The sequence below is a fragment of the Streptomyces lomondensis genome, assembly GCF_014651035.1.
Classification (GTDB): domain Bacteria; phylum Actinomycetota; class Actinomycetes; order Streptomycetales; family Streptomycetaceae; genus Streptomyces; species Streptomyces lomondensis.
On the sequence record NZ_BMWC01000020.1, the window covers coordinates 21,028 to 46,457 of the forward strand.

The 25,430-nt window shown below is 70.0% G+C and carries 25 protein-coding genes; 17 read left to right on the forward strand and 8 right to left on the reverse strand.

Features of this window, described 5'->3' with window-relative positions:
* Positions 1-26: 26 nt before the first annotated feature.
* The 3 genes from IE255_RS37205 to IE255_RS37215 are packed head-to-tail and all read left to right on the forward strand — an operon-like array spanning position 27 to position 1,130.
* The gene (locus tag IE255_RS37205; RefSeq protein ID WP_190054856.1) at positions 27-284 is read left to right on the forward strand and encodes an acyl carrier protein; all 258 of its coding nucleotides are present in this window, start codon (positions 27-29) and stop codon (positions 282-284) included.
* 1 nt (position 285) lies between these two features.
* Positions 286-765 carry an SRPBCC family protein gene (locus IE255_RS37210; protein ID WP_190054857.1) on the forward strand — a complete coding sequence of 160 codons (480 nt, stop codon included), beginning with the start codon at positions 286-288 and terminating at the stop codon, positions 763-765.
* A gap of 23 nt (positions 766-788) precedes the next feature.
* Positions 789-1,130, forward strand: a complete 342-nt coding sequence (locus tag IE255_RS37215) for a TcmI family type II polyketide cyclase (RefSeq protein ID WP_031116410.1) — start codon at positions 789-791, stop codon at positions 1,128-1,130.
* 78 nt (positions 1,131-1,208) lie between these two features.
* On the opposite strand, the gene IE255_RS37220 is transcribed toward IE255_RS37215, so the two are convergent.
* Entirely contained in the window at positions 1,209-2,192 is a 984-nt protein-coding gene (locus IE255_RS37220; RefSeq protein ID WP_190054858.1) for an amidohydrolase family protein, read from the reverse strand.
* Between the two features lie 41 nt (positions 2,193-2,233).
* Positions 2,234-3,877: an FAD-dependent oxidoreductase gene (locus IE255_RS37225; RefSeq protein WP_190054859.1), complete on the reverse strand. Its 1,644-nt coding sequence runs from the start codon at positions 3,875-3,877 to the stop codon at positions 2,234-2,236.
* 231 nt (positions 3,878-4,108) lie between these two features.
* On the opposite strand from IE255_RS37225, the gene IE255_RS37230 reads away from it, so the two are divergent.
* The 6 genes from IE255_RS37230 to IE255_RS37255 all read left to right on the forward strand — a co-directional run bounded on the left by IE255_RS37230 (position 4,109) and on the right by IE255_RS37255 (position 8,858).
* Entirely contained in the window at positions 4,109-5,368 is a 1,260-nt protein-coding gene (locus IE255_RS37230; protein WP_190054860.1) for a cytochrome P450 family protein, read from the forward strand.
* A gap of 32 nt (positions 5,369-5,400) precedes the next feature.
* Entirely contained in the window at positions 5,401-5,712 is a 312-nt protein-coding gene (locus IE255_RS37235) for an antibiotic biosynthesis monooxygenase family protein (protein WP_078650998.1), read from the forward strand.
* Positions 5,713-5,744: 32 nt separating this feature from the next.
* Positions 5,745-6,254: a MarR family winged helix-turn-helix transcriptional regulator gene (locus tag IE255_RS37240; protein ID WP_190054862.1), complete on the forward strand. Its 510-nt coding sequence runs from the start codon at positions 5,745-5,747 to the stop codon at positions 6,252-6,254.
* A 43-nt stretch (positions 6,255-6,297) separates the two neighbouring features.
* Positions 6,298-6,636 (forward strand): DUF3817 domain-containing protein, encoded by a 339-nt coding sequence (locus IE255_RS37245; protein WP_190054863.1) that lies wholly within the window; start codon positions 6,298-6,300, stop codon positions 6,634-6,636.
* A gap of 76 nt (positions 6,637-6,712) precedes the next feature.
* A complete protein-coding gene (gene icmA, locus IE255_RS37250) occupies positions 6,713-8,413 on the forward strand; it encodes a coenzyme B12-dependent isobutyryl-CoA mutase large subunit (RefSeq protein ID WP_190054864.1) in 1,701 nt (566 codons plus the stop codon).
* 67 nt (positions 8,414-8,480) lie between these two features.
* Positions 8,481-8,858 carry a hypothetical protein gene (locus tag IE255_RS37255; protein ID WP_190054865.1) on the forward strand — a complete coding sequence of 126 codons (378 nt, stop codon included), beginning with the start codon at positions 8,481-8,483 and terminating at the stop codon, positions 8,856-8,858.
* Positions 8,859-8,914: 56 nt separating this feature from the next.
* Here IE255_RS37255 and IE255_RS37260 read toward each other — a convergent pair whose 3' ends face one another.
* On the reverse strand, positions 8,915-9,550 hold the full coding sequence (locus IE255_RS37260; protein ID WP_190054866.1) for a TetR/AcrR family transcriptional regulator: 636 nt from the start codon (positions 9,548-9,550) through the stop codon (positions 8,915-8,917).
* A 232-nt stretch (positions 9,551-9,782) separates the two neighbouring features.
* On the opposite strand from IE255_RS37260, the gene IE255_RS37265 reads away from it, so the two are divergent.
* From IE255_RS37265 to IE255_RS37280, 4 genes are all read left to right on the forward strand, one after another.
* Complete coding sequence (locus IE255_RS37265; protein ID WP_190054867.1) at positions 9,783-10,757, forward strand: tetratricopeptide repeat protein; 975 nt, start codon at positions 9,783-9,785, stop codon at positions 10,755-10,757.
* A 622-nt stretch (positions 10,758-11,379) separates the two neighbouring features.
* A complete protein-coding gene (locus IE255_RS37270) occupies positions 11,380-12,012 on the forward strand; it encodes a DUF6230 family protein (protein ID WP_190054868.1) in 633 nt (210 codons plus the stop codon).
* Between the two features lie 118 nt (positions 12,013-12,130).
* The gene (locus IE255_RS37275) at positions 12,131-12,694 is read left to right on the forward strand and encodes a DUF6114 domain-containing protein (RefSeq protein WP_190054869.1); all 564 of its coding nucleotides are present in this window, start codon (positions 12,131-12,133) and stop codon (positions 12,692-12,694) included.
* Positions 12,684-14,045 (forward strand): hypothetical protein, encoded by a 1,362-nt coding sequence (locus IE255_RS37280; RefSeq protein WP_190054870.1) that lies wholly within the window; start codon positions 12,684-12,686, stop codon positions 14,043-14,045. The genes IE255_RS37275 and IE255_RS37280 overlap by 11 nt, the downstream gene beginning before the upstream one ends.
* Before the next feature lie 104 nt (positions 14,046-14,149).
* On the opposite strand, the gene pyk is transcribed toward IE255_RS37280, so the two are convergent.
* The 3 genes from pyk to pta all read right to left on the reverse strand — a co-directional run bounded on the left by pyk (position 14,150) and on the right by pta (position 18,965).
* Positions 14,150-15,574 carry a pyruvate kinase gene (gene pyk, locus IE255_RS37285; RefSeq protein WP_190054871.1) on the reverse strand — a complete coding sequence of 475 codons (1,425 nt, stop codon included), beginning with the start codon at positions 15,572-15,574 and terminating at the stop codon, positions 14,150-14,152.
* A 74-nt stretch (positions 15,575-15,648) separates the two neighbouring features.
* Positions 15,649-16,866, reverse strand: coding sequence for an acetate kinase (locus IE255_RS37290; RefSeq protein WP_190054872.1), 1,218 nt, complete (start codon positions 16,864-16,866; stop codon positions 15,649-15,651).
* Positions 16,863-18,965: a phosphate acetyltransferase gene (pta, locus tag IE255_RS37295; RefSeq protein WP_190054873.1), complete on the reverse strand. Its 2,103-nt coding sequence runs from the start codon at positions 18,963-18,965 to the stop codon at positions 16,863-16,865. The genes IE255_RS37290 and pta overlap by 4 nt, the downstream gene beginning before the upstream one ends.
* 187 nt (positions 18,966-19,152) lie before the next feature.
* Between pta and IE255_RS37300 the strand changes: the two genes are divergently transcribed.
* A complete protein-coding gene (locus IE255_RS37300) occupies positions 19,153-20,178 on the forward strand; it encodes an ATP-dependent 6-phosphofructokinase (RefSeq protein ID WP_190054874.1) in 1,026 nt (341 codons plus the stop codon).
* Here the strand turns inward: IE255_RS37300 and IE255_RS37305 are convergent.
* The gene (locus IE255_RS37305; protein ID WP_267975565.1) at positions 20,175-20,918 is read right to left on the reverse strand and encodes a helix-turn-helix domain-containing protein; all 744 of its coding nucleotides are present in this window, start codon (positions 20,916-20,918) and stop codon (positions 20,175-20,177) included. The genes IE255_RS37300 and IE255_RS37305 overlap by 4 nt on opposite strands.
* A 201-nt stretch (positions 20,919-21,119) precedes the next feature.
* On the opposite strand from IE255_RS37305, the gene IE255_RS37310 reads away from it, so the two are divergent.
* On the forward strand, positions 21,120-21,545 hold the full coding sequence (locus IE255_RS37310) for a PPOX class F420-dependent oxidoreductase (RefSeq protein ID WP_190054876.1): 426 nt from the start codon (positions 21,120-21,122) through the stop codon (positions 21,543-21,545).
* A 22-nt stretch (positions 21,546-21,567) separates the two neighbouring features.
* On the opposite strand, the gene IE255_RS37315 is transcribed toward IE255_RS37310, so the two are convergent.
* On the reverse strand, positions 21,568-22,359 hold the full coding sequence (locus IE255_RS37315) for an IclR family transcriptional regulator (protein ID WP_190054877.1): 792 nt from the start codon (positions 22,357-22,359) through the stop codon (positions 21,568-21,570).
* A gap of 155 nt (positions 22,360-22,514) precedes the next feature.
* Between IE255_RS37315 and IE255_RS37320 the strand changes: the two genes are divergently transcribed.
* Together IE255_RS37320 and IE255_RS37325 are read left to right on the forward strand one after the other, a co-directional pair.
* Positions 22,515-23,852: a gluconate:H+ symporter gene (locus tag IE255_RS37320; RefSeq protein ID WP_190054878.1), complete on the forward strand. Its 1,338-nt coding sequence runs from the start codon at positions 22,515-22,517 to the stop codon at positions 23,850-23,852.
* A gap of 26 nt (positions 23,853-23,878) precedes the next feature.
* On the forward strand, positions 23,879-25,216 hold the full coding sequence (locus IE255_RS37325) for an enolase C-terminal domain-like protein (protein ID WP_190054879.1): 1,338 nt from the start codon (positions 23,879-23,881) through the stop codon (positions 25,214-25,216).
* Positions 25,217-25,430: the final 214 nt, after the last annotated feature.

Below are 25,430 nucleotides of genomic sequence, written 5' to 3' on the forward strand. Positions count from 1 at the left end.
GCACCCCTACGACAAGGAGAACGCGCATGAGCAGTGAAGTGACCCTCGAAGAGCTGGCGGCACTGATGAAGAAGGCCGCCGGTGTCACCGTCGACCCGCACGACCTCGAGGCCCGGGTGGACACACCCTTCGCCGAGTTCGGGCTGGACTCGCTCGGCCTCCTCGGCATCGTGGGCGAGCTGGAGAACCGGAAGGGCCGGGCGCTCCCCACCGACGCGGAGAAGTGCAAGAGCCCCCGCGACTTCCTCGACCTCGTCAACAGCACCCTTACGGCAGGAGCCTGAGATGGCAGGGCACACCGAGAACGAGATCACCATCGCCGCGCCCCTCGACCTCGTCTGGGACATGACCAACGACATCGAGAGATGGCCGCAGCTGTTCAGCGAATACGCGGACGCCGAGGTGCTGTCCCGGCAGGGCGACACGGTCACCTTCCGCCTGACCATGCACCCCGACGAGAACGGCAAGGTGTGGAGCTGGGTGTCGGAGCGGACCACCGACCGCGACAAGCTCACCGTCACGGCACGCCGGGTCGAACCCGGTCCGTTCGAGTACATGAACATCCGGTGGGAGTACGAGGAGACCCCCGACGGCACCCGGATGCACTGGACCCAGGACTTCGCCATGAGGCCGGACGCGCCGGTCGACGACGCCGGGATGACGGACATCATCAACCGCAACTCGCCCGTCCAGCTGGCCCTCATCCGCGACCGCATCGAGCAGGTCGCCGCCGAGCGGCGGACCTCACCCGTCACGCCCGCCTGAACGCCGCCGCGTAAGGAGACCTCATGCACCACGCCCTGATCGTCGCCCGGATGGCCCCGCACTCGGCTCCGGACATCGCCGAGGTCTTCGCGGCCTCCGACCGCGGCGACCTGCCCCGCCTCGTCGGGGTGACCCAGCGTTCCCTCTTCCAGTTCGGCGACGTGTACATGCACTTCATCGAGGCCGAGCAGGACCCGGGTCCCGCCATCGCGCGGGTGGCCGGGCACCCCGAGTTCCGCGACATCAGCAGCAAGCTTGAGGCGTACGTCAGCCCGTACGACCCGCAGACCTGGCGCGGTCCGAAGGACGCGATGGCGCGGTGCTTCTACCACTGGGAGAGAGACACGGCCCCGGCCACCCGGTGACGCCGATGAGAGAGGAGAAGGCCGCCGCCCGTGAGGGCGGCGGCCTTCCCCCGTGCGTGCGACCAGGCAAGGCAGGAGTCAGGCGGAGCGGGCCAGTGCCGGCAGCAGACGCAGGGCGTTCTCCCGGTTGATGCCCCTGAGCTGCTCCGGCGACAGGAAGGGATCGCCGTCCAGAGCGGGGACCGCGATGTCGGCGACGACCTGGCCGGGGGTGGGTGGCCAGTCCGTGCCGAACAGGACACGGCCGGGATCCACCGTGGCCAGCAGCGTGGGCGTGGCGGAGGGGGACATGGGCCCCGCGGTGTCGAAGTAGAACCGGTGCAGGTAGTCACGGACCCTGCCCGGCTCGATCCCGGGGGTGAGGTGTCCGCCGAAGAGTTCGAGCCGTGTGGCCATGTACGGCAGGAAGCCCCCTCCGTGGGGAAGGACGAAACTGAGATTCGGATAGCGGTCCAGGGTGCCGTTACGGATCAGGTTGATGGCCGCACGTGTGGTGTCCATGAGGAAGTCGCACACGAAGGGCGGCATCCCTGGCAGTCCGGCCCCGCCGTCCTTTCCGGCGGGCACTTCCATGGGGTGCGTGCTGATGACGGCGGACCGGTCGTTCAGCTCCTGCAGGAGGCGGTCGTGGGTGGCGTCACCGAGGTAGACACCGTCCATGCTCGTTCTCGTGCTCACCCCGACGGCCCCGAGCTCGTCGAGCCCGTAACGGAGGCTCCACTGCGAGAGTTCCAGGTCGTCCAGGAACACGGGAGTGAAGAAGGCGAAACGTGCGGGATGGTCCTCGACGACATCGGCCGCCGCCCGCAGGGCGATCCGCGCGCTCTCCCGGCGCTCCGCGGGCTCGCGGAACCGTCCGAGCATCGCGACGGTCATGACAGCGGTGCCGATGCCCGTCTTGTCCATGACCTCCAGAGCCGCGTCCAGGTCCCAGCGGGTCCACCAGGGCAGCCTCTCGCGGTTGACGACACCGCGCTCCTGCGCCCAGTCCAGCCAGGCCGGCGCGGTGAAATGGTGGTGGACGTCCACTCGCCCCGCGACGGGACCGTCTTCGTATGGCATCGGCATGTCCTCGCAGTGGTCGTTTCGGTGGGTGGTGCTGCTCAGCCGCGGCAGAGCACGGTCTGCAGCACGTCCGTCAGCACACGATCGGCGGACGGCAGGTGGGTGGGAGCGCGCCAGGCGACGAAACCGTCCGGGCGTACGAGGACGGCCCCGTCGTCGGCGGTGCCGTGCAGTGCCGCCCAGTCGGCATCCGGCTCGGGAACCAGGTCGTGATCACGGCCGTCTCCCACGAGATACACCTCGACCGGAACGCCCAGGTTCTCGCCGGCCTGCTCCGCCGCGCGGCGCCACGGGTGGCCTTCGGCCCCGGCGAGCACGACGAAGGAACGCTCGTACAGATCGAGAGTGGAAATCCTGGCGCCCGCTCTGCGGACCCACATGTGGGGTGCGCGGCTCCCCGGCTCCCCGTCGATCTGGAAGGTTTCCGGGACGACCGGCCGCTCGGGTGAGGCGCCCACCACGGCGTCCGAGGCGTACCGGTAGCAGAGCGCGACCGTCATGAGGTCCGCCGCGTCGTTGTTGCGTCCCGCCGCCGGGCCGAGCGCGGGGTGCTGCTCCTCGGCGGCCTGCCGGGAGGCCCGCTCGCTCGTCGTGACGGCGACAGGCCGTCGTTCGCACTCGTACGTGTCGAGCAGCGGCAGCCCGGCCCAGCCGCGCAGCACCGCGGCGAGTTTCCAGGCAAGGTTGTGGGCGTCCTGGATCCCGGTGTTGGCGCCGAACGCCCCGTTGGGCGGCATTTCATGAGCCGCGTCACCGGCCAGAAAGACCCGGCCCTGCCCGTAGCTGTCCGCGACTCGCTTGGAAGCGTGCCAGGGCGCCTTTCCGGTGATCTCGACATCAATGTCCGGAACACCGACGGCCGCGCGAATATGTGCCGCACAGCGCTCGTTTCCGAAGTCCTCCAGGGTTTCGCCCCGATCAGCGGACCAAGGGATATGAATGACCCACCGTTCCTCGTTGTCCACGGGCAGCAAGGCGCCCTCCCCCTGTGGATCGGTGGTGTAACAGACGATGAAGCGCTTCGGCCCGATGTATTCCTTGAGGGTCTTGCTCCGGAACGTGACACTGACGTTGTGGAACAGGGCGCCGGGTCCGGACTGGCCGATTCCCAAACGTTCGCGAACGGGGCTTCTCGGGCCATCGGCGGCCACCAGGAAATCGGCTTTCACGGTATGGGTCTCACCGGTGTCCCGGCGCATGACCTGAGCCAGGACCTCCTCTTCGTCCTGCGTGAAGGAGAGCAGTTCCGTATCGAAGCGGATGTCTCCGCCCTGGCGGGCGCGGTTCAGCAGGACCGGCTCCAGATCGTTCTGGCTGCACAGGCACCAGTTCGAGGAGCTGACCCGGGAGACGTCCATGCCCGCGGCGACGTCCTGAATGATCCAGCGGCGCTGGTCCCCGACGAGGGTGTCCACCTGGAGAACGCCATCGTTCCCGGCGAGAGCGAAGGCGGCCTCCCGCACGCTCTCTTCGAGTCCGGCGGTCCGGAAGATCTCCATGGTGCGCACGTTGTTCCCGCGGCCACGTGGGTGCGTCGACGTCTCGGCATGCCGCTCCACGAGCATGTGCTCGATTCCGAGACGTCCCAGGAACACGGAGGTGGAAAGACCCACCAGGGATCCGCCTACGATGAGAACTGGTACAGATTCCACTCCGCGTCCGCTCACTGGTTTCCTCGTCATCCGGTGACTGCCCAGCCCGGGAACGGTGGACTGGCCCGTCCACGATGTTTACCAAGCAGCGCTTACGCGCGCGATCCGGGGCGCCCTGGGGTACGCCGGCCGGGTAACCGGAGAAATTGTGCGCAGATCCTGCGGCGCTCGAACTCATATGGCCCAGCAGCGTTTGCGGCACAGTGTCGTCCGGGAAATCGTGTTACCGACCGACGGAACTCTCGACCCCCGGGACCAGCCATGACGCAAGCGTTCGCATCCGAGGAAACGTCGTCCGAAGACGCCGCCGCAGCGGCCTCGGCCTGCAGTCGGGAGTTTCGCGCCAATCCGCATCCCGTTTACGCCGCGCTCAGGGCGACAGCACCCGTCTGCCCGCTGAAGCCCCCTCACGGGGTCGACACGTATCTCATCACCCGGTACGACGACGCCCGTGCCGCCTTGGCCGATCCTCGGCTGAGCAAGGACATGTACGGCGCCATCGACGCCTATCACCGAATCTTCGGCGACTCGTCGATCGCGCTGGACGACAACATGCTCTTCTCGGACCCTCCGAAGCACACCAGGCTCCGCAGGATCGTCGGCACCACCTTCACCCCCAAAAGGGTGGAATCGCTGCGTCCGAAGGTCCAGGAGATCACCGACGAACTGCTGGACCGCTGCCCGGCATCGGAGCCCGTGAACCTCCTCCAGGAGTTCTGCTTCCCGCTGCCGCTGCACGTGATCTGTGAACTCCTCGGCGTCCCGGAGAACGAACGCAGGCAAGCCCAGGAATGGTCCGCCACCGTCGCCCAGACCGGCTTCGGGCCGGAGGCCAGAAAGGCGCTGGAACTGGCCGAGGGCAACCTGCGCGACTACCTGGTGGACCTGATCGCGCGGAAGCGGAAGGAGCCGGACGGAGCTCTGCTCAGCGCGCTCGTCACGGCGCGGGACGAGGACGGCGCGCTCACCGACCACGAACTCGTCTCCACCGCGTGGGTACTGCTTTTCGCGGGCCACAAGTCGACCGCGTACCAGATCGGCAACGCCGTCTACCACCTGCTCGGTCAGCCGGAGCAGAAGCGTCTGGCATTCCGGGACCCGGGGGCGACGGCCGCAGCCGTCGAAGAAATCTTCCGATTCGAGACCTCCGTGGAGAACTCGACGTTCCGCTATGCGACGGAAGACATCAAGATGCGCGACACACTCATCCCCAAGGGCGCGCTCGTGCAGATTTCGCTCACCGCGGCCAACCGCGACCCGGAGATGTTCCCCGACCCGGACCGCATGGACGTCGAGCGCCCGAACGTCCAGGCGACGCACCTCGCATTCGGCCTCGGCCCGCACTACTGCATCGGCGCGCCTCTGGCACGTCTGGAGATGCAGATCGCCCTCACCACGCTCTTCGGGCGCCACCCCGGCATGGCCCTGGCCGCGGAGCCGGAGAACGTGCCCTGGCTGACCGTGCCGTTCCCCGCCTTCCGCGGGCTCGCGGAACTCCCCGTCGTTCTCGACCCGTCGTGACGGGCCAGGCTCCGGCGCCGCCGCGGGTGCGAGTGGTTCGCCTGCTGCGCGTCCGGGAGGGAAGGGAAGCGGATTTCGTGGCCGCCTACCAAGGCGTACGCGACGGCGCCATGCGGTCCCCCGGGCATCTGCGCGAACAGCTCTGCCGCTCCGTGGACGATCCCGGCCGATGGCTGCTCACCAGTGAGTGGGAGAGCCTCGAAGCCATCAAACGGTGGCGCACCGACCCTGAGCACACCACTCTGGTCGGGCCGATGAACGCCTGTCTGCACGACGACCGGTGGACCGGGGTCTTCGAGATCATGCCCGAGAGCACGGGTGACCGAAGGCCGAGACAGGGCTGACCGACATGTGACCGGCCGGTAAGGTCGGGTTCGTGCCGAAGCCGCTCAGTCTCTCCTTCGATCCGATCGCGCGCGCCGACGAACGCTGGAAGCAGCGCTGGGGAAACGTACCGTCCATGGCCGCGATCACCTCGATCATGCGCGCCCAGCAGATCCTGCTCGCCGAGGTCGACGCGGTGGTCAAGCCGTACGGGCTGACGTTCGCGCGCTACGAGGCGCTGGTGCTGCTCACCTTCTCCAAGTCCGGTGAGCTGCCGATGTCCAAGATCGGCGAGCGGCTCATGGTGCACCCCACGTCCGTGACGAACACCGTGGACCGGCTGGTCAGGTCGGGGCTCGTCGCCAAGCGGCCCAATCCCAACGACGGGCGCGGCACCCTCGCCAGCATCACCGACAAGGGCCGCGAGGTGGTCGAGGCGGCCACCCGCGACCTGATGGCGATGGACTTCGGGCTCGGGGTGTACGACGCGGAGGAGTGCGCCGAGATCTTCGCGATGCTGCGGCCGCTGCGGATCGCGGCGGGCGACTTCGAGGAGCAGTGACCCGGGGCAAGATCTCCCGGAACGGGTCGTTACGCTCGACGGCATGAAAAAGAGCGTGCTGACCCGCTATCGCGTGATGGCCTACGTCACCGGCGTACTGCTGGTCCTGCTGACCCTCGGCATGATCGGCAAGTACGTGCTCGATCTGAACGGCGCGGCCGACTTCACGCGCGTCGTCAGCATCGCGCACGGCTGGCTGTACGTCGTGTACCTGATCTTCGCCTTCGACCTGGGCTCCAAGGCGAAGTGGAAGGTGGGCAAGCAGATCTGGGTGCTGCTCGCCGGGACCATCCCGACGGCCGCGTTCTTCGTGGAGCGCAGGATCAGCCGCGAGCTGGAGGCGAAGGTCGCGGACGAGTCGCCCGCGGTCGCCAAGGCGTAACCGCTACCGCCGTACGGACCAGCGTGCGGCGGTCTGCCATCGACAATTACTAGGACGTCCTAGTAAATTCGATGGTATGGACGCTGACGCCATCGAGGAGGGCCGCCGCCGCTGGCAGGCCCGGTACGACGCGGCGCGCAAGCGCGACGCCGACTTCAGCACGCTCTCCGGCGACGCCGTGGAGCCGGTGTACGGGCCGAGGCCCGGCGACAGGTACGAGGGCTTCGAGCGGATCGGCTGGCCGGGTGAGTACCCCTTCACCCGCGGCCTGTACGCGACCGGCTACCGAGGGCGGACGTGGACCATCCGGCAGTTCGCCGGGTTCGGCAACGCCGAGCAGACCAACGAGCGCTACCAGATGATCCTCCGCAACGGCGGGGGCGGGCTCTCGGTCGCCTTCGACATGCCGACCCTCATGGGCCGCGACTCCGACGACCCGCGCTCGCTGGGCGAGGTCGGGCACTGCGGCGTGGCCGTCGACTCGGCCGCCGACATGGAGGTCCTGTTCAAGGACATCCCGCTGGGTGACGTCACGACGTCGATGACCATCAGCGGCCCGGCCGTCCCCGTCTTCTGCATGTACCTGGTCGCCGCCGAACGGCAGGGCGTCGACCCGTCCGTCCTGAACGGCACGCTCCAGACGGACATCTTCAAGGAGTACATCGCCCAGAAGGAGTGGCTCTTCCAGCCCGAGCCGCATCTGCGGCTCATCGGCGACCTGATGGAGCACTGCGCGGCCGGCATCCCCGCGTACAAGCCGCTGTCCGTCTCCGGCTACCACATCCGCGAGGCCGGGGCGACGGCCGCGCAGGAGCTGGCGTACACGCTGGCCGACGGCTTCGGATACGTGGAGCTGGGGCTGTCGCGCGGGCTGGACATAGACGTCTTCGCCCCCGGTCTGTCCTTCTTCTTCGACGCGCACGTCGACTTCTTCGAGGAGATCGCCAAGTTCCGCGCGGCGCGCAGGATCTGGGCCCGCTGGATGCGGGACGTCTACGGGGCGACGTCCGAGAAGGCCCAGTGGCTGCGCTTCCACACGCAGACCGCCGGCGTCTCGCTCACCGCGCAGCAGCCGTACAACAACGTCGTACGGACGGCCGTGGAGGCGCTGGCCGCCGTGCTGGGCGGGACCAACTCGCTGCACACCAACGCCCTCGACGAGACGCTCGCGCTGCCCAGCGAGCAGGCGGCGGAGATCGCGCTGCGCACGCAGCAGGTGCTGATGGAGGAGACCGGGGTCGCCAACGTCGCCGATCCGCTGGGCGGTTCCTGGTACGTCGAGCAGCTGACCGACCGGATCGAGGCGGACGCGGAGAAGATCTTCGAGCAGATCAGGGAGCGGGGGCTGCGGGCCCACCCGGACGGCCGGCACCCCATCGGCCCGATCACCTCCGGGATCCTGCGGGGCATCGAGGACGGCTGGTTCACCGGCGAGATCGCCGAGTCGGCGTTCCGGTACCAGCAGGCGCTGGAGAAGGGCGACAAGAAGGTCGTCGGGGTGAACGTCCACACCGGGTCGGTCACCGGGGACCTGGAGATCCTGCGGGTCAGCCATGAGGTGGAGCGGGAGCAGGTGCGGGTGCTCGGCGAGCGGAAGGCCGGGCGTGACGACGCGCGGGTCCGTGCGGCGCTCGACGACATGGTCGCCGCGGCGCGCTCGGACGTGAACATGATCGAGCCGATGCTGGAGGCGGTGCGCGCCGAGGCGACGCTCGGCGAGATCTGCGGGGTGCTGCGGGACGAGTGGGGCGTGTACACCGAGCCGGCCGGCTTCTGACGTTCCTTCAGGACCGTGCGGCACCCTGTCCGTCAGTGCCCGATTGGCGAACGACTGGAGGACCTTGGTGGAGCCCATCACGGCAGGACTGCTCGTGGCCCTGGCCTCGGGGACGGCCGGTGCGGCCGGCGAACAGATCTGGGCGTCCCTGCGTGACCTGGTCACCCGAGGGAGGTCCCGGTCCGGCGAGGACGAGCCGGCGGTGCCCGCCGAGCCCCCGCGCACCCAGGACCGGGCCGGGCAGCTCGCCGCGCTGCTCAACGAACGCGCGGGGCAGGACCCCGACTTCGCCGCCGCGCTGGAGATCTGGCGGCGGCGGGCGGACGCGGAGGTCGCCGCACGGTCAGGGGACGTGCACAACGAGATCTCCGGCGGCACCCAGGGCACGGTGATCCAGGGCCGGGACTTCCACGGCGGCATCACCTTCGGCGGCGGTTCCTCCTGAGCGGGCCGCTCATCGGCGCGGCGGGCGGCGGACGGACAGGGCTCAGCGGACAGGGCTCAGCCCGCGGCCGTGCGCCCGGCTTCCGCCGCCAGTCCCCGGAGCAGCACCGCGGTGAAGCCGCGCACCCACTCCTCGTCCACCGGCTCCCCGCTCACGAGCGTGCGGTGCACCACCGCTCCCGCGACCATGTCGAAGATCAGGTCGACCGTGCGGGCGGCGGTCGACGGGTCGGGCTCCGCGGGGAGTTCGCCGCGGGCCTGGGCCCGGGCCCTGCCCTCCACGACCAGCCGCTTCTGGCGGTCCACGATCGACGCGCGGACCCGGCTGCGGAGGGCGTCCTCGCGTGTCGACTCGGCGACCACCGCCATCAGGCCGCTCTTCGCCTCCGGGCGGGCCAGGATCGCGGCGAACTGGAGGACGACGCCCTCGATGTCCGCGGCCAGTGAGCCGCTGTCCGGGAGCTCCAGCTCGTCGAAGAGTTCCGCGACCGCGTCGACGACCAGTTCGTTCTTGCCGGCCCAGCGGCGGTAGAGCGTCGTCTTCGCGACCCCGGCGCGGGTGGCGACGTCTCCCAGGGTGAGCTTCGACCAGCCCAGCTCCACGAGAGCCTCCCGCGTCGCGGCCAGGATCGCGGCGTCCGCCGTCGCGCTGCGCGGACGCCCGGTGCGGCTGGCTGGCCTGCGGCTCTGCATGCCATGACCATAAACCGGCGATTCCTGTGCGGCCGTGAGGGAGATCACCGGGGGGTGGTGTCCGGAGTTGCGGTGTGGCATTACGCTACGACTCGTAGCGAAAGCTCGTGCGGGACGTACACGGGCTTCGAGCACATGGCGCGGGTGGGGACCCGGCGCCGAGAGGCACCCGGCCGGCCCGGCTTTCACACCGTTTTTCACACGCGCGCGCAGTACGGGGGAGGATAGACGCATGCAGCCACGGAACATGTCCATGAGCGGAGTCGTCGACCTCGCCGCGGTGAAGGCGGCCCAGGAGGCCAAGGCGAAGGCGGAGCAGGCGCGTGCCCAAGCCGCCCGGGAGGGCGGTACGGGGGCGATCTCCCCGGCCGACCTCGTCATCGACGTCGATGAGGCGGGATTCGAGAGGGACGTCCTCCAGCGGTCCGCCGAGGTGCCCGTCGTCATCGACTTCTGGGCCGAGTGGTGTCAGCCCTGCAAGCAGCTGAGCCCGGTCCTGGAGCGGCTGGCCGTCGAGTACAACGGCCGCTTCCTGCTCGCCAAGATCGACGTCGACGCCAACCAGATGCTGATGCAGCAGTTCGGCATTCAGGGGATCCCCGCGGTGTTCGCGGTCGTCGCCGGGCAGGCGCTGCCGCTCTTCCAGGGGGCCGCGGGTGAGCCGCAGATCCGGCAGACCCTGGACCAGCTGGTGCAGGTCGCCGAGCAGCGCTTCGGCCTGACCGGTCTCGCCGTCGACCCCGAGGCCGAGCCGGGCGGTGCCCAGGCGGCGCCCGAGCGGCCCGCCGGTCCGTACGACGCGCTTCTCGAGGCCGCCGTGCAGGCGCTGGACTCGGGCGACCTGGGCGGCGCCGTCCAGGCGTACAAGAACGTACTGAACGAGGACCCGGGCAACGAGGAGGCCAAACTGGGCCTCGCCCAGGCCGAGTTGCTCCAGCGGGTGCAGGGTGTCGACCCGCAGCGGGTGCGCAAGGAGGCGGCCGAGAAGCCGGCCGACGTGCAGGCGCAGATCGCCGCCGCCGACCTGGATCTGGTGGGCGGCCATGTCGAGGACGCCTTCGGCCGGCTCATCGAGACCGTGCAGCGCACGGTGGGTGACGACCGGGACACCGTGCGGATGCGGCTGCTGGAGCTGTTCGAAGTCGTCGGGCCCGAGGATCCGCGGGTGATCGCGGCGCGCCGGGCTCTCGCCCGCGCCCTGTTCTGACCAGTCGCTAAACACGCGGGCATGTGGTGCCCGCGTGAAAACTTCGCCCACAGGGCATCACTGCGGCCGCGCTTTGCCAAAACTTGGCAAACGCGGCCGCTGTTACTGCGAGTAAGTCGGGGCCGTTGATCTGTCGGATTCTGTCCATCGATCAACAGCTTTGTACCGCCGGTGGGGACCACCCTGTGTCGTCGGCCGAGACCGATGGGTCGTTGTTCGGTTATCCGGCCGTTACTAGCCAGTAACGATCCCCCTTGTGCGGGCGGCGAGAATGCACCACGATCGGCCACGCTCGGTCCATTCCCGTACCCCGGCAGCCGGTTGGGTCGCGGGACGTCCTGGGTCCCCACCGAGCAGAGCCGGCGGCAGTGGCGCCGGCTCTTGGACAGGGGGGTCTTCGCCCACTCGGCGAAGCCTGTCCAGCAGGGTTGTGCGTGATGCGTGTCAGGCGCGACCAGTGGTTGTCGCTCGGGGGTGATCGCCGGTGATTCGGGCGCTAGTTGCGCCGCCGAGTGCAGGCGCTCTCCTTCCCGAGGACGTAGCACTTCTCCCATCCCTGCCCGGCTGAGCCCCTGCTCGGGGCGAGCCAGGACAGGAGATGTACGTCCGAGAAGGAGGAAATATGGAGTCCCAGGTGCGTGGCGGGACCAGATGGAAGCGGTTCGCTGTGGTCATGGTGCCCAGCGTCGCCGCCACGGCTGCGATAGGTGTCGCCCTCGCGCAGGGCGCTCTCGCCGCGTCGTTCAGCGTCTCCGGCCAGTCGTTCAAGGTCACGACCAAGGAGCTCGTCGGTACGGGCTTCTCGCAGTACGGCGCCCTCGACGAGGGTTACACGATGGACGGCAAGAAGGCCGTCCACCCGGTCGCGGTCTCGTCGTTCAAGCAGGCGACGATCAAGGACCTGTGCCAGTCGGTCGTCACCCCGAACATCCCGGTGCTCGGGAACGTCAGCCTGATCCTGCGGGCCGGCCAGGGTGCGAAGCCGGTCGAGGCGCAGAACCTCTACATCGATGTCGCCGACCTCAGCGCCGACGCGACGTTCGAGAACATCGACATCGGTGTGGCCGCCAAGGACGCCAACAAGGGTCCGGCCATGAGGAAGGGCGAGACGGCGAACCCGTACGGCTTCGCCCAGCAGGCGGACCGGGCGATCCTGACCGACGTGAAGCAGACGGCGTGGGCGACCACCGCCGGAACCTTCAAGCTCAGCGGCCTGAAGATGTCGCTGTCGACGGGTGTCAAGGAGTGCTACTAAGCACTCGATGACGGGCGGGGGAGCCGGTGGCGCCCCCGCCCGTCCACCTTCCGGCCGCGCCTTCACGCGCGGCCCACATCACCACCACAGCAACGCCGTACCAGGGAGCTGTTTTTCCATGAGCGCCGAGACTCCTGCCGCAGACGGCCAGTTCACTCTCCGGAGGCAGCAGTTCCGCGCCTGGCGGGGTACGCGGCCGTTCTGGGCCGGGCTGTTCGTCCTGCTCAGCGGACTGCCCATCGCCTACTTCCCGTACGCGAACCTCCGGATCGGTCACCTGACGCTGGCGATGGCGACCACCGCGGGTGCCGGATCCCTGATCATCGGCGTGCTGCTCGTCGTGCTGGGCGTCAGCCTCTGGTTCCAGAAGCACGTCCGCGTCTTCGCGGGAGTGGCGGCGATCCTGCTGGCGCTGGTGTCCATCCCCGTGTCCAACCTCGGCGGCTTCGTCGTCGGCTTCCTCCTCGCCCTGGTGGGCGGGGCGATGGCCGTGGCCTGGGCGCCGGGCCCGCCGCCCGCCGGGCAGCTCGCCGGACACGCCGCCACGGGCACGGGCGAGGCTCCCGACGCCACGGACCACGACACCACGGTGCTCAAGCCCGTGGACGGGGTGGGCCAGCCGAACGATCTGTCAGGAACGAACCCGGCCAACGGGGCGAACGGGAGGCACAGTGCCGGCTGACGAGGTGACCCACGGGGCTGATGTGGAGGCGTCCCGTGTGAGAACCGGGCCGCGCCACGCGGCACCCAAGAAGCCGCTGTTCACCAGGTTCAACAGGCCGACCGGCAAGGCGATAGCCATGGCGGCGATGCCGACGGCGGTCCTCATGGGGATGGGCTTCACGTCGACGCTCGCCATCGCCGACAGCAACAACCCGGCGACGCCGACGTCCAAGAGCCTGACGGCCGACGAGTACAAGGAGTGCGTGGCGGCCCTGGAGGACGCCAAGGGCGGCGACTCCGCCTCGCCCACGCCGTCCACCTCGGCCAGTGACGGCGCGACGGACGACAAGGGCGACAAGGACGACACGGCTCCCACGCCGTCCCCCTCGGCCACTCCGGGCGGTTCGGGCAACGACGGTTCCTCTTCGCCGGATTCAGGTTCCGACGACAAGGACGAGCCGAAGCCGACCCCGTCCGCGAGCGACCCCGCCACGGGCGGCGACGACGCGGCGGCCACGCCGTCCCCCTCGCCGTCCGCGAGCGGCGGCAACCTGCTGGAGGACATCGGCGACGCCATCGGCGGCATCTTCGACGGCGGGAACAAGGACGGCGCGAGCCCGAGTCCCACCCCGTCCGCCTCGGCGTCCGAGAGCACCCCGAGCGCCCCGGGCACCGGGAGCGACGGGAAGCCGGCCGGGGACGACGCCTCCGGCACCGTGCGGGACACCACCGAGAAGGCCACCGGCGCGGCCGAGGACACCGTCGAGGACACCAGCGGCAAGGCGTCCAGGACGGTCGAGGACACCACCAAGGCCGTCGAGAGGGCGGCCGAGGAGGCGGCGGACGAGGCCACCGCCACGCCCAGCCCCTCCGCGAGCCCCACCATGGACCCCGAGGACTGCCCGGCCGCCACCGACGCCGAGGGCGGCGTCGACAACCCGGTGCCGCTGCCCGACGACCCGTGGTACCTCAACGCCAGCTCGCTGACGCTGAAGGGCGCCGACTACCAGGGCGTCGTCGAGGTGCGCACCGCCAACGGCACCGTCAAGAAGGTCCTGAAGTACGTCGTGTCCGACGGCACCGACATCGGCGACCTGCACCAGACGGTCAAGGACAAGCAGTCCGGCAAGACGTACCACGTGCAGGCGGCCAAGGGCTCGACGTCCACGATCCGCGACGGCGACACGGTGATGTACACGGAGCGGATCTCCGGCAAGCTGCTCGGGCTGATCCCGGTCACGTTCGACCCGGAGCACCCGCCGCCGCTGAACATCCCGCTGATCTACTTCACCGACGTGACGGTCCAGCAGGCCGGCCAGTTCGGCGGGACCCTGCACGTGCCCGGGCTGCACAACTACATCACCGACTGAGCGCCCCTCACAAGCCCGTTCGGGAGCCGCACACACGAGGGCGCCCCCTGTGATCCAGGGGGCGCCCTCGGCGTCGTACAGGGCCCTTCACGGCCCTTTCGCGATCAGTTCCTGGTGCCCAGGTGGTGGACGCGGACCATGTTGGTGGTGCCGGGGACACCGGGGGGCGAACCGGCGGTGATGACCGCGATGTCGCCCTCGTTGAAGCGGTTCAGCTTGACCAGCTCCTGGTCCACCAGGTCGACCATCTCGTCGGTGCTGTTCACGAAGGGCACCACGTACGGCTCCACGCCCCAGCTCAGCGCCATCTGGTTGCGGGTGCCCTCGTCGGTGGTGAAGGCGACGATCGGCTGGGCGGCGCGGTAGCGGCACAGCCGGCGGGCGGTGTCGCCGGACTGGGTGAAGGCCACCAGGACCCGGCCGCCGAGGAAGTCGGCGATCTCGCACGCGGCCCGGGCCACCGAACCGCCCTGCGTGCGCGGCTTCTTGCCCGGGACGAGCGGCTGGAGACCCTTGGACATCAGCTCCTGCTCGGCCGCGGTGACGATCTTCGACATCGTCTTCACGGTCTCGATCGGGTAGGCGCCCACGCTCGACTCGGCGGACAGCATGACCGCGTCGGCGCCGTCCAGGATCGCGTTGGCCACGTCGGAGGCCTCGGCGCGGGTCGGACGGGAGTTGGTGATCATCGACTCCATCATCTGGGTCGCCACGATCACCGGCTTGGCGTTGCGCCGGCACAGCTCGATCAGGCGCTTCTGCACCATGGGGACCTTCTCGAGCGGGTACTCGACGGCGAGGTCACCGCGGGCGACCATCACGCCGTCGAACGCCATCACGACGTCCTCCATGTTCTGCACCGCCTGCGGCTTCTCCACCTTGGCGATGACCGGGACGCGGCGGCCCTCCTCGTCCATGATGCGGTGCACGTCCTGGACGTCCTTGGCGTCGCGGACGAAGGACAGGGCGACCAGGTCGCAGCCCATGCGCAGCGCGAAGCGGAGGTCCTCGATGTCCTTCTCGGACAGGGCGGGCACGTTGACGGCCGCGCCGGGCAGGTTGATGCCCTTGTGGTCGGAGATGACGCCGCCCTCGATGACGATCGTCTTCACCCGGTGGCCCTCGACCTCGGTGACCTTCAGCTCGACGTTGCCGTCGTTGATGAGCACCTGGTCGCCCTTGGCCACGTCGCCGGGCAGGCCCTTGTAGGTCGTCCCGCAGATCGTCTTGTCGCCCGGGACGTCCTCGGTGGTGATGGTGAACTCGTCACCGCGCACCAGCTCCACGGGACCCTCGGCGAAGGTCTCCAGGCGGATCTTCGGGCCCTGGAGGTCGGCGAGGACACCGATGGCCCGGCCGGTCTCCTTGGCGGCGGCCCGGACCCGGTCGTACCGGCCCTGGTGCTCGGCGTGCGTGCCATGGCTGAAGTTGAAGCGGGCCACGTTCATGCCGGCTTCGATCAGCGCGACAAGCTGCTCGTGGGAGTCGACCGCGGGGCCGAGAGTACAGACGATTTTCGAACGGCGCATGGGGGCGATCCTATCGGTTTGTTTCGCAACGGAATATTCCGTCTGGCGGAAAATACAAAAGGGCGGGATGCCGCTCAGGTGTGATTCCCCGAACCATTTACCAGCGCGTAGGTCTGTGTCGCGATCTCCAATTCCTCGTCAGTAGGGACCACCGCCACCGCGACCCGGGCGCCCTCGGGCGAGATCAGCCGCGCCCCGTCGCCGCGTACGGCGTTGCGCTCGCCGTCCACCGCGAGGCCCAGCTCCTCCAGGCCCGCCAGGGCAGCCTCCCGCACCGGAGCCGCGTTCTCGCCGACGCCGGCGGTGAAGGCGACCGCGTCCACCCGTCCGAGTACGGCGTAATAGGCGCCGATGTACTTCTTCAGGCGGTGAATGTAGATGTCGAACGCCAGCTCCGCCCGCTCGTCGCCCTCGTCGACGCGGCGGCGGATCTCCCTCATGTCGTTGTCGCCGCACAGACCGATCAGACCGCTCTTCTTGTTGAGAAGAGTGTCGATCTCGTCGGCGGACATTCCACCAACACGCATCAAATGGAAGATGACGGCCGGGTCCATGTCTCCGGAGCGCGTACCCATCACGAGCCCCTCCAAAGGCGTCAGGCCCATGGAGGTGTCCACGCAGTGACCGCCCCGCACCGCCGAGGCCGAGGCCCCGTTGCCCAGGTGCAGCACGATCACGTTCACCTCGGACGGGTCCTTGCCCAGCAGCTCCGCCGTGGTCCGGGAGACGTAGGCGTGGGAGGTGCCGTGGAAGCCGTAGCGGCGGATGCGGTGCGCGTCGGCCGTCTCGACGTCGATCGCGTAGCGGGCGGCCGACTCCGGCATCGTCGTGTGGAAGGCGGTGTCGAAGACGGCGACCTGCGGCAGGTCCGGGCGCAGGGACTGCGCCGTGCGGATGCCGGTGAGGTTGGCCGGGTTGTGCAGCGGGGCCACCGGGATGAGCCGCTCGATCTCGGCGAGCACCGCGTCGTCGACGACGGTCGGCTCGGTGAAGGACTTCCCGCCGTGCACGACCCGGTGCCCGATCGCGGCCAGCTCGGGCGAGTCCAGGCCGAGGCCGTCCTTGGCGAGCTCCTCGGCGACGGCCTTCAGGGCGGCGTCGTGGTCGGCGATCGCCCCGCCGCGCTCCCGGCTCTCGCCGCCGGCCGGGGTGTGCTTCAGCCGGGAGGTCTGCTCGCCGATGCGCTCGACCAGACCGACTGCCAGCCGACTGCTGTCGCGCATGTCGAGCAGCTGGTACTTCACCGACGAGGAGCCGGAGTTGAGGACGAGGACACGGGTCGGGCTGCTCACTGGGCGATCGCCTTCTCGCTCGGGGACGGGGCGGGGGACTGGGCCTGGATGGCCGTGATGGCGACGGTGTTCACGATGTCCGAAACCATGGCGCCCCGGGACAGGTCGTTGACCGGCTTGCGCAGGCCCTGCAGCACCGGTCCGACGGCGATGGCGCCGGCCGAGCGCTGCACGGCCTTGTAGGTGTTGTTGCCGGTGTTCAGGTCGGGGAAGATCAGCACGCTCGCCTGCCCCGCGACCTCGGAGCCGGGCAGCTTGGTCGCCGCGACCGACGGCTCCACGGCGGCGTCGTACTGGATCGGGCCCTCGATCTTCAGGTCCGGCCGTCGGCCGCGGACCAGCTCGGTGGCCTCGCGCACCTTGTCGACGTCGGCGCCGGAGCCGGAGGTGCCGGTGGAGTAGGACAGCATCGCGATGCGCGGCTCCACACCGAACTGCTCGGCCGTGGTGGCCGACTGGATGGCGATGTCGGCGAGCTGCTCGGCGTTCGGGTCCGGGTTGACCGCGCAGTCGCCGTAGACGAGGACCTTGTCGGCCAGGCACATGAAGAACACCGACGAGACGATGTCGGCGTCCGGCCTGGTCTTGATGATCTCGAAGGCCGGGCGGATGGTCGCGGCCGTGGAGTGCACCGAGCCGGACACCATGCCGTCGGCGAGGCCCTCCTGGACCATCAGCGTGCCGAAGTAGTTCACGTCGGAGACGACGTCGTACGCCAGCTCGACGGTGACGCCCCGGTGGGCGCGCAGGGCCGCGTACTTCTCGGCGAAGGCGTCGCGCAGGTCGGAGGTGGCCGGGTCGATCAGCTGGGACTCGCCGAGGTCGATGCCGAGGTCGGCGGCCTTCTTGCGGATCTGGTCGACCGGGCCGAGCAGGGTCAGCTCGCACACGCCCCGGCGCAGCAGCACCTCGGCGGCGTGCAGCACGCGCTCCTCGGTGCCCTCGGGCAGCACCACGCGGCGCAGGTCGGAGCGGGCCTGCTGCAGCAGCTTGTGCTCGAACATCATCGGCGTGACGCGGTCGCTGCTGGGCGCCGAGACGCGGCGGGCGAGGTCGGCGGTGTCGGCGTACCGCTCGAACAGGCCGAGGGCCCGCTCGGCCTTGCGCGGGGTGGCCGCGTTGAGCTTGCCCTCCAGGGAGAACAGCTGCTCGGCGGTGGGGAAGCTGGTGCCGGACACCGACAGCACCGGGGTGCCGGGGGCGAGGCGGTCGGCCAGGGTGAGGATGTCGTCGCCGGGCACCTCGTCCAGGGTGAGCAGCACCCCGGCTATCGGCGGGGTGCCGGCGTTGTGCGCGGCGAGCGCGCCGACGACCAGGTCGGCGCGGTCCCCCGGGGTGACGACGAGGCAGCCCGGGGTCAGGGCGCCCAGGAAGTTCGGCAGCATCGCGCCGCCGAAGACGAAACCGAGCACGTCCCGGGCGAGCCCGGAGTCGTCGCCGAGGACCACCTTGGCGCCGAGGGCGTGGCTGATCTGAGAGACGGTCGGGGCGGACAGCGCCGGCTCGTCGGGCAGGACGTAACAGGGCACCGGGAGCCGGGAGTCGAGCTGGCCGGCGATCTCGTCGCGGTCCTCGCGGGCGACCCGGTTGGCGACCATGGCGAGGACGTCGCAGCCGAGGGTGTCGTAGGCGCGGTAGGCGTTGCGCGTCTCGGCGAGCACCGACTCCACGGTCTGCTTGCGGCCGCCCACGACCGGGATCACGGACGCGCCGAACTCGTTCGCCAGGCGGGCGTTGAGCGCCAGCTCGTCCGGGAGCTGGGTGTCGGCGTAGTCGGTGCCGAGGACCAGGACGACGTCGTAGTCGCGGGCGACCAGGTGGAAGCGGTCGACGAGCGTGGACACCAGCTCGTCCGTGCCGGCCTCGGCCTGGAGGGCGGACGCCTCGTGGTAGTCCATGCCGTAGACGGTCGCCGGGTCCTGGGCGAGCCGGTAGCGGGCGCGCAGCAGCTCGAAGAGGCGGTCGGGCCCGTCGTGGACCAGGGGGCGGAAGACACCCACCCGGTCGATCTGGCGGGTGAGGAGCTCCATGACCCCCAGTTCGACGACCTGGCGGCCGTCGCCGCGGTCGATGCCGGTCACGTACACGCTGCGGGTCACGCGCGCTCTCCGTTTCGTCTCGATCGGGGACACAAAAATCGCCCACCGAGGTGAGCAGAACCCTCTTGACAATACCTCCGCCGATAGATAAGGCGCCCGTCAGCCTCGGGTGCGGCACCTGGCTGTGGGGCGTGAAACAATCGGCAGTGGCTCACCGGTGTCAACAGCGAGCAGGAGACACAGCACGATGCGTATCGGAGTTCTCACCGCAGGCGGCGACTGCCCCGGCCTGAACGCCGTGATCCGGTCGGTCGTGCACCGGGCGGTCGACAACTACGGCGACGAGGTCATCGGCTTCGAGGACGGCTACTCGGGCCTGCTGGACGGCCGCTACCGCACGCTCGACCTGAACGCCGTCAGCGGCATCCTCGCCCGCGGCGGCACCATCCTCGGATCGTCCCGGCTGGAGCGCGACCGCCTCCGGGAGGCCTGCGAGAACGCCTCCGACATGATCCACGAGTTCGGCATCGACGCGCTGATCCCGATCGGCGGCGAGGGCACGCTGACGGCCGCCCGCATGCTGAGCGACGCGGGCCTGCCGGTCGTGGGTGTCCCCAAGACCATCGACAACGACATCTCCTCCACGGACCGCACCTTCGGCTTCGACACCGCCGTGGGCGTCGCCACCGAGGCGATGGACCGCCTGAAGACCACCGCCGAGTCCCACCAGCGGGTGATGGTCGTGGAGGTCATGGGCCGGCACGCCGGGTGGATCGCGCTGGAGTCCGGCATGGCCGCCGGCGCCCACGGGATCTGCCTGCCGGAGCGCCCGTTCGACCCGGCCGATCTCGTCAAGATGGTCGAGGAGCGGTTCGCCCGCGGCAAGAAGTTCGCGGTGGTCTGCGTCGCCGAGGGCGCCCACCCGGCCGACGGCACCATGGACTACGGCAAGGGCGCGATCGACAAGTTCGGCCACGAGCGCTTCCAGGGCATCGGCACGGCCCTCGCCCACGAGCTGGAGCGACGGCTCGGCAAGGAGGCCAAGCCGGTCATTCTCGGCCACGTCCAGCGCGGCGGCTCACCGACCGCCTACGACCGCGTGCTCGCCACGCGCTTCGGCTGGCACGCGGTGGAGGCGGCGCACCAGGAGCAGTTCGGCCGGATGACCGCGCTGCGCGGGACGGACATCGTGATGGTGCCGCTCGCGGAGGCGGTGACCGAGTTGAAGACGGTGCCGAAGGACCGGATGGACGAGGCCGAGTCGGTCTTCTAGACACCCTCCCGGGCGGTGCCGTCCTGGAGCTTCGCCCAGAAGTGCTCCACGATCCGGTCGAGGAACTCCTGGCCGGCGTCGCCCGCGTCACTGCCGCCGCCGCCCCAGCTCAGGGTGGCGGCCATGTGCCCCTGGTAGTCCTCGTGCAGCGCCTGGAGGGCGCCCTCCAGGAACGGCCGGTCCAGCGGGACGACCTTCGCGACCGGTCGTACGTAGGCCTGCCAGCGGGTGGTGACCGCGCTGCGCAGCAGTTCGCCGAGCTTGGCGTTCCGGCCCGTGACGGAGACGAAGTCGGGCAGGCCGAGGCCGAGCAGGTCGGCGAGGGCGGCGGACTGGCGGTCGGTGCCGCGCCAGCTGTCGGTCTCCTCCATGCGCAGGTACGCGTGGACGTCGTGTCCCACCGCCCGGGCCACGTCCTCGGGGGCGAGGCAGCGGGCGATGCGGTGCTCGCGCAGGGTGCGCGGTCTGCCGATGAGCTCCGCGGGCGAGCACCACAGCACGCCCGCGAGAGCGGTGAGTTCGGAGTTGTTCGGGGCCGTGATCCCGCGCTCCCAGGCGATGACGTGGTCCGGGGAGACGTGGGGGTGCCCGTACGAGACGCGCATGCCGTAGGCGACGTGCTCGGGGGTCATGCCGAGGGCCGCGCGCAGGCGGCGGGCCGCGGGGGCGTTGAAGGGCGGAGTCGTGGTCGTGGGGGTGGGCTCGCTCGGATGGGGTGAAGGTCGGCGCACGCGCCACAAGCTAAGGGCGCGAGGTTGCGGCGACTACGGTCTGTTCGGCCAGGATCACGGATTGTAGGAACCTACGGCTACCGGCGGGTTCGACCGGGGCCGAAGATCGTCTGTCGGCCGGGCCGGGGGCGGGGCGAGGATGGCGCCGGGTCCGCCGGTCGTGGGCCCGGAAAGGCAGTGACTCACGTGAACGGCAAGCTCAATGAGCATATGCGCGAGCGGCTTCTCGCGCCGAACTTCTGGCACCTGGCGACGGTGGGGGCGGACGGGGCGCCTCAGGTCTCGCCCATGTGGGCGGACCTCGAAGGGGAGTACGTCATGGTCAACACCTCGATCGGGCGGGTGAAGGAGGAGAATCTGCGGCGCAATCCGTACGTTTCGCTGTCCCACCACGACCCCGCCAACCCCTACGACCGGGCGGAGATCCGGGGCAAGGTCGTCCGCTTCGTGGAGGGCGAGGAGGCGGAGCGGGCGATGGACCGGCTGGCGCGCAAGTACCTCGGTGAGGACCGGTACCCGTGGCTGCTGCCCGGGGAGCGCCGGGTGATGCTGCTGATCGAGCCGACGCGGGTGCGCAGGCTCGAAGGCGTGGAGCCGTTCCGGCCGGGTGTGCTGCCGGAGGGGACGGCCGGCTGAGGACCGTTTCGGCGAACACCCCCTAACGCCAGTCGGGTCCGCCCGAGACCGGTGGCAGCCGGGACTCGATCCTGGCCCGGACCTCGCGCATCACCGCGACGATGCGCTCCTCGTGCTCCCGGTTGAGCCGGGCCACCGGCACCGAGCAGCTGATGGCGTCGACGGCCGGTGTGGCGTAGCGCAGGGCGAAGCCGAAGCCGGCGATGCCGGGCACCGTCTCCTCGCGGTCGACGGAGTAGCCGCGCTCGCGCACCCGGGCCAGGTCGGCGAGGAGTGTGGCGCGGTCGGTGTGCGTGTTCTCGGTGAGGGCGGCCAACGGCTCGTCGCCGAAGGGGAGTTCGTCGTCGGGGCGCTCGGCGAGCAGTGCCTTGCCGAGCGCCCCGGCATGGGCCGGGACGCGGCGGCCGACGCGGCTGAGGGTGCGCAGGTACTCGTGTGACTCGCGGGTGGCGAGGTAGACGACGTCCCGGCCGTCGAGCCGTGCCATGTGGATGGTCTCGCCGAGCGCGTCCGACGCCTCGTCGAGGTACGGACGGACCACCCGCAGGCGCCGGTCGCCGTCCAGGTAGCCGGTGCCGGTGAGCAGCGCGCGGATGCCGATGCCGTAGAGGGAGCCGGTGGCGTCCGTGCGGACCCAGCCGGAGTCGACGAGCGTCCGGAGCAGCTGGTACATGCTGCTGCGCGGCACCTGGAGCTCCTCCGCGAGCTGGTCGAGGCGCGAGGGCTCTTCGCCCCGCTCGGCGAGCAGTTCCAGCAGTGCGACGGTCCGGGCCGCCGACTTCACGCCGCGGACGCCTCTGCTGTTCCCCTCCATGCGCTCATCGTAGGTCCCCCGGTAATTCGTGATCGCCCGGCCATTGACCCCTGTCGTTCACCCACTTAGCCTCCATCTTCATACGTGGACGTCGTCTGCATACAGGGATGAGAGCGCCGCGCGCTCGCCGGCTCACGGTTCAAAGGGGAACTGCCTTGCCTCTGCTCGTCGTCGGGATCAGCGTTCTGATCCTGCTGCTCCTCATGACCAGGCTGAGGCTGAACGGCTTCGCGGCCCTGCTGCTGGTGGCGGTCGGTGTCGCACTGGTCCGCGGCATCCCGGTGGCGACCATCCCGGACGTCCTCTCCGAGGGCATCGGGGACCAGATCGGCGACACCATGCTGACCATCGGGCTCGGTGCCATGGTCGGCCGCGTGATGGGGGACTCGGGCGCCGCGCAGCGGATCGCCGGCAAGCTCCTCGACGCCTTCGGGCCGCGGTGGGTGCAGGTGGCCATGGTGGTCACGGCCATGCTGATCGGCGTGACCATGTTCTACGAGGTCGCGTTCATCATCATCGTGCCCATCGCGTTCACCCTGGTCAGGGTCACCGGGGCGAAGCTGCTGTGGGTCGGGCTGCCGATGTCCATCGCCCTGTCCACCATGCACAGCTTCCTCCCTCCGCACCCCGGGCCCACCGCGGTCGCCGCGACCTTCCACGCCTCGGTCGGACTGACCCTGTTCTACGGCCTGTTCATCGCCGTGCCCGCCGGGGCGCTCATCGCCCTGACCTGGCCCCGCCTGCCGTTCGTCGCGCGGCTGACGCCGTCCATCCCCAAGGGCCTGGTCAGCGAGCGGGAGTTCACCGACGAGGAGATGCCCGGCCTCGGCTGGTCGCTGTGCGTGGCGCTCTTCCCCGTGGTGCTGATCGTGGCCGCCGCGGTGACGGACATGGCCACGTCCGGGGAGAGCCCGCTGCTGAACGTCGTCGCGTTCGCCGGCTCGGCGCCGATCGCGCTGCTGCTGACGCTGTGTCTGGCGGTGTGGGCGTTCGGGCCGCGGATCGGGCGGAGTCTGAGCGAGGTGGGCGCCTCCTGCACCTCGGCGGCCCAGGCGATGGCGATGATCCTGCTGGTGATCGGGGCGGGCGGGGCCTTCAAGAACGTGCTCGTCGAGGGCGGGATCTCCGACTACATCAAGGACGCCACGGACGGCTGGTCCATCTCGCCGATCGTCCTCGCCTGGCTCGTCGCCGTCATCCTGCGCATCGCGCTCGGCTCGGCCACGGTGGCCGTCGTGACGGCGTCCGGGGTGGCGCTGCCGCTGCTCGCGGGCAGCGGGGTGCACCCGGAGGTGATGGTGCTGGCCGTGGCCTGCGGCTCCATCGCGTTCTCCCATGTGAACGACCCCGGGTTCTGGTTGTTCAAGGAGTACTTCAACCTGTCCGTCGTCGAGGCGATCAAGGTGCGTACGTCCTACACGACGGTGCTGGCCGTGCTGGGGCTGGGCGGGGTGCTGGTGGGCGAGTGGGTTCTCGACGTCCTGGGTGTGTGAACCATTCCTTCGAGAAGGGGCAACTGATGAGCATCGGACAGCAGCCGACCGTCACGGCGTTCGCCGTCTATCCCGTCGCCGGCCGCGACAGCATGGAGCTCAACCTCTCCGGCGCGCACGGGCCGTACTTCACCCGCAACGTCGTCGTCCTCACCGACTCCGAGGGGCGGACCGGGCTGGGCGAGGTGCCCGGCGGGGAGAAGATCACGCGGACGCTGCGGGAGGCGGAGTCGCTGGTCGTCGGGGCGAAGGTGGGGGACTACAAGCGGGTACTGCGGGAGATCGGGGAGCGGTTCGCCGATCGTGACGCGGGCGGGCGGGGTGCGCAGACCTTCGACCTGCGGACCACGGTGCACACCGTGACCGCTGTCGAGTCGGCCCTGCTCGACCTCCTCGGGCAGCACCTCGACGTGCCCGTGGCGGCGCTGCTGGGGGACGGGCAACAGCGGGACTCCGTGCGGGTGCTGGGCTACCTGTTCTACGTCGGTGATCCCGACCGGACCGATCTGGAGTACGTCCGTGAGCCCGGCTCCTCGGTGGAGTGGTACCGGGTGCGGCACGAGGAGGCGCTGTCGCCGGAGGCGATCGTGCGGCAGGCCGAGGCGGCGTACGCGCTGTACGGGTTCCGGGATTTCAAGCTCAAGGGGGGTGTGCTGGAGGGGGCCGAGGAGGTCGCGGCCGTGCGGGCGCTCAAGCGGCGGTTCCCCGAGGCGCGGATCACGCTGGATCCCAACGGGGCGTGGCCGCTGTCGGAGGCGGTCGAGTTGTGCCGGCCCTTGGTGGGGACGCTGGCGTACGCCGAGGACCCCTGTGGGGCGGAGGGGGGTTACTCGGGGCGGGAGGTCCTCGCGGAGTTCCGTCGGGCGACCGGGTTGCCGACGGCGACGAACATGATCGCGACGGACTGGCGTCAGATGGCCCACGCGCTGGCTCTCCAGTCGGTGTCGATCCCGCTGGCCGATCCGCACTTCTGGACGATGCAGGGGTCGGTACGGGTGGCGCAGTTGTGCAACGCGATGGGGCTGACGTGGGGGTGCCACTCCAACAACCACTTCGACATCTCGCTGGCGATGGTGACGCACTGCGGGGCGGCGGCGCCGGGGGAGTACAACGCGCTGGACACGCACTGGATCTGGCAGGAGGGGCTGGAGCGGCTGACGGCCGAGCCGTTGCGGATCGTGGGTGGGGAGATCGCTGTTCCGGACGCGCCGGGGCTGGGTGTGCGACTCGACAGGGACCGGCTGCTGGCGGCGCATGAGCTGTACCGGGAGAAGGCGTTGGGGGCGCGGGACGACGCGGTGGCGATGCGGTATCTGGTGCCGGGGTGGGCGTTCGACGCGAAGCGGCCGTGTCTGGTGCGGTAGCACGCCGTGGGGGGGCGGGGATGCCTGCGGCGGCCTGCGCGGGTGGGGTGGGGGTGCGCGTCTTCGCCTTCGCGTCGGGTGTGGGTCGGGGCCGCGCCGGGGGGTGTCCGTCCTCGGAACGGCGCGATGGGGTCGGACGCCGACTGACTGTCCGTTGACGCGCCAACCGCTGCGGGCGGACACCCCCCGACACGGCCCCTTGCGTCGTCCGGCG

Excerpts from the sequence above, each read along its gene's own strand:
- IE255_RS37225 (WP_190054859.1), bottom strand. The coding sequence starts at position 3,877 with ATGACGAGGAAACCAGTGAGCGGACGCGGAGTGGAATCTGTACCAGTT.
- IE255_RS37215 (WP_031116410.1), top strand. The coding sequence starts at position 789 with ATGCACCACGCCCTGATCGTCGCCCGGATGGCCCCGCACTCGGCTCCG.
- IE255_RS37275 (WP_190054869.1), top strand. The coding sequence starts at position 12,131 with ATGAGCGCCGAGACTCCTGCCGCAGACGGCCAGTTCACTCTCCGGAGG.
- IE255_RS37300 (WP_190054874.1), top strand. The coding sequence starts at position 19,153 with ATGCGTATCGGAGTTCTCACCGCAGGCGGCGACTGCCCCGGCCTGAAC.
- IE255_RS37265 (WP_190054867.1), top strand. The coding sequence starts at position 9,783 with ATGCAGCCACGGAACATGTCCATGAGCGGAGTCGTCGACCTCGCCGCG.
- IE255_RS37325 (WP_190054879.1), top strand. The coding sequence starts at position 23,879 with ATGAGCATCGGACAGCAGCCGACCGTCACGGCGTTCGCCGTCTATCCC.
- IE255_RS37315 (WP_190054877.1), bottom strand. The coding sequence starts at position 22,359 with ATGGAGGGGAACAGCAGAGGCGTCCGCGGCGTGAAGTCGGCGGCCCGG.
- IE255_RS37205 (WP_190054856.1), top strand. The coding sequence starts at position 27 with ATGAGCAGTGAAGTGACCCTCGAAGAGCTGGCGGCACTGATGAAGAAG.
- IE255_RS37310 (WP_190054876.1), top strand. The coding sequence starts at position 21,120 with ATGCGCGAGCGGCTTCTCGCGCCGAACTTCTGGCACCTGGCGACGGTG.
- icmA (WP_190054864.1), top strand. The coding sequence starts at position 6,713 with ATGGACGCTGACGCCATCGAGGAGGGCCGCCGCCGCTGGCAGGCCCGG.
- IE255_RS37220 (WP_190054858.1), bottom strand. The coding sequence starts at position 2,192 with ATGCCATACGAAGACGGTCCCGTCGCGGGGCGAGTGGACGTCCACCAC.
- IE255_RS37270 (WP_190054868.1), top strand. The coding sequence starts at position 11,380 with ATGGAGTCCCAGGTGCGTGGCGGGACCAGATGGAAGCGGTTCGCTGTG.
- IE255_RS37210 (WP_190054857.1), top strand. The coding sequence starts at position 286 with ATGGCAGGGCACACCGAGAACGAGATCACCATCGCCGCGCCCCTCGAC.
- IE255_RS37260 (WP_190054866.1), bottom strand. The coding sequence starts at position 9,550 with ATGCAGAGCCGCAGGCCAGCCAGCCGCACCGGGCGTCCGCGCAGCGCG.
- IE255_RS37230 (WP_190054860.1), top strand. The coding sequence starts at position 4,109 with ATGACGCAAGCGTTCGCATCCGAGGAAACGTCGTCCGAAGACGCCGCC.
- pyk (WP_190054871.1), bottom strand. The coding sequence starts at position 15,574 with ATGCGCCGTTCGAAAATCGTCTGTACTCTCGGCCCCGCGGTCGACTCC.
- IE255_RS37245 (WP_190054863.1), top strand. The coding sequence starts at position 6,298 with ATGAAAAAGAGCGTGCTGACCCGCTATCGCGTGATGGCCTACGTCACC.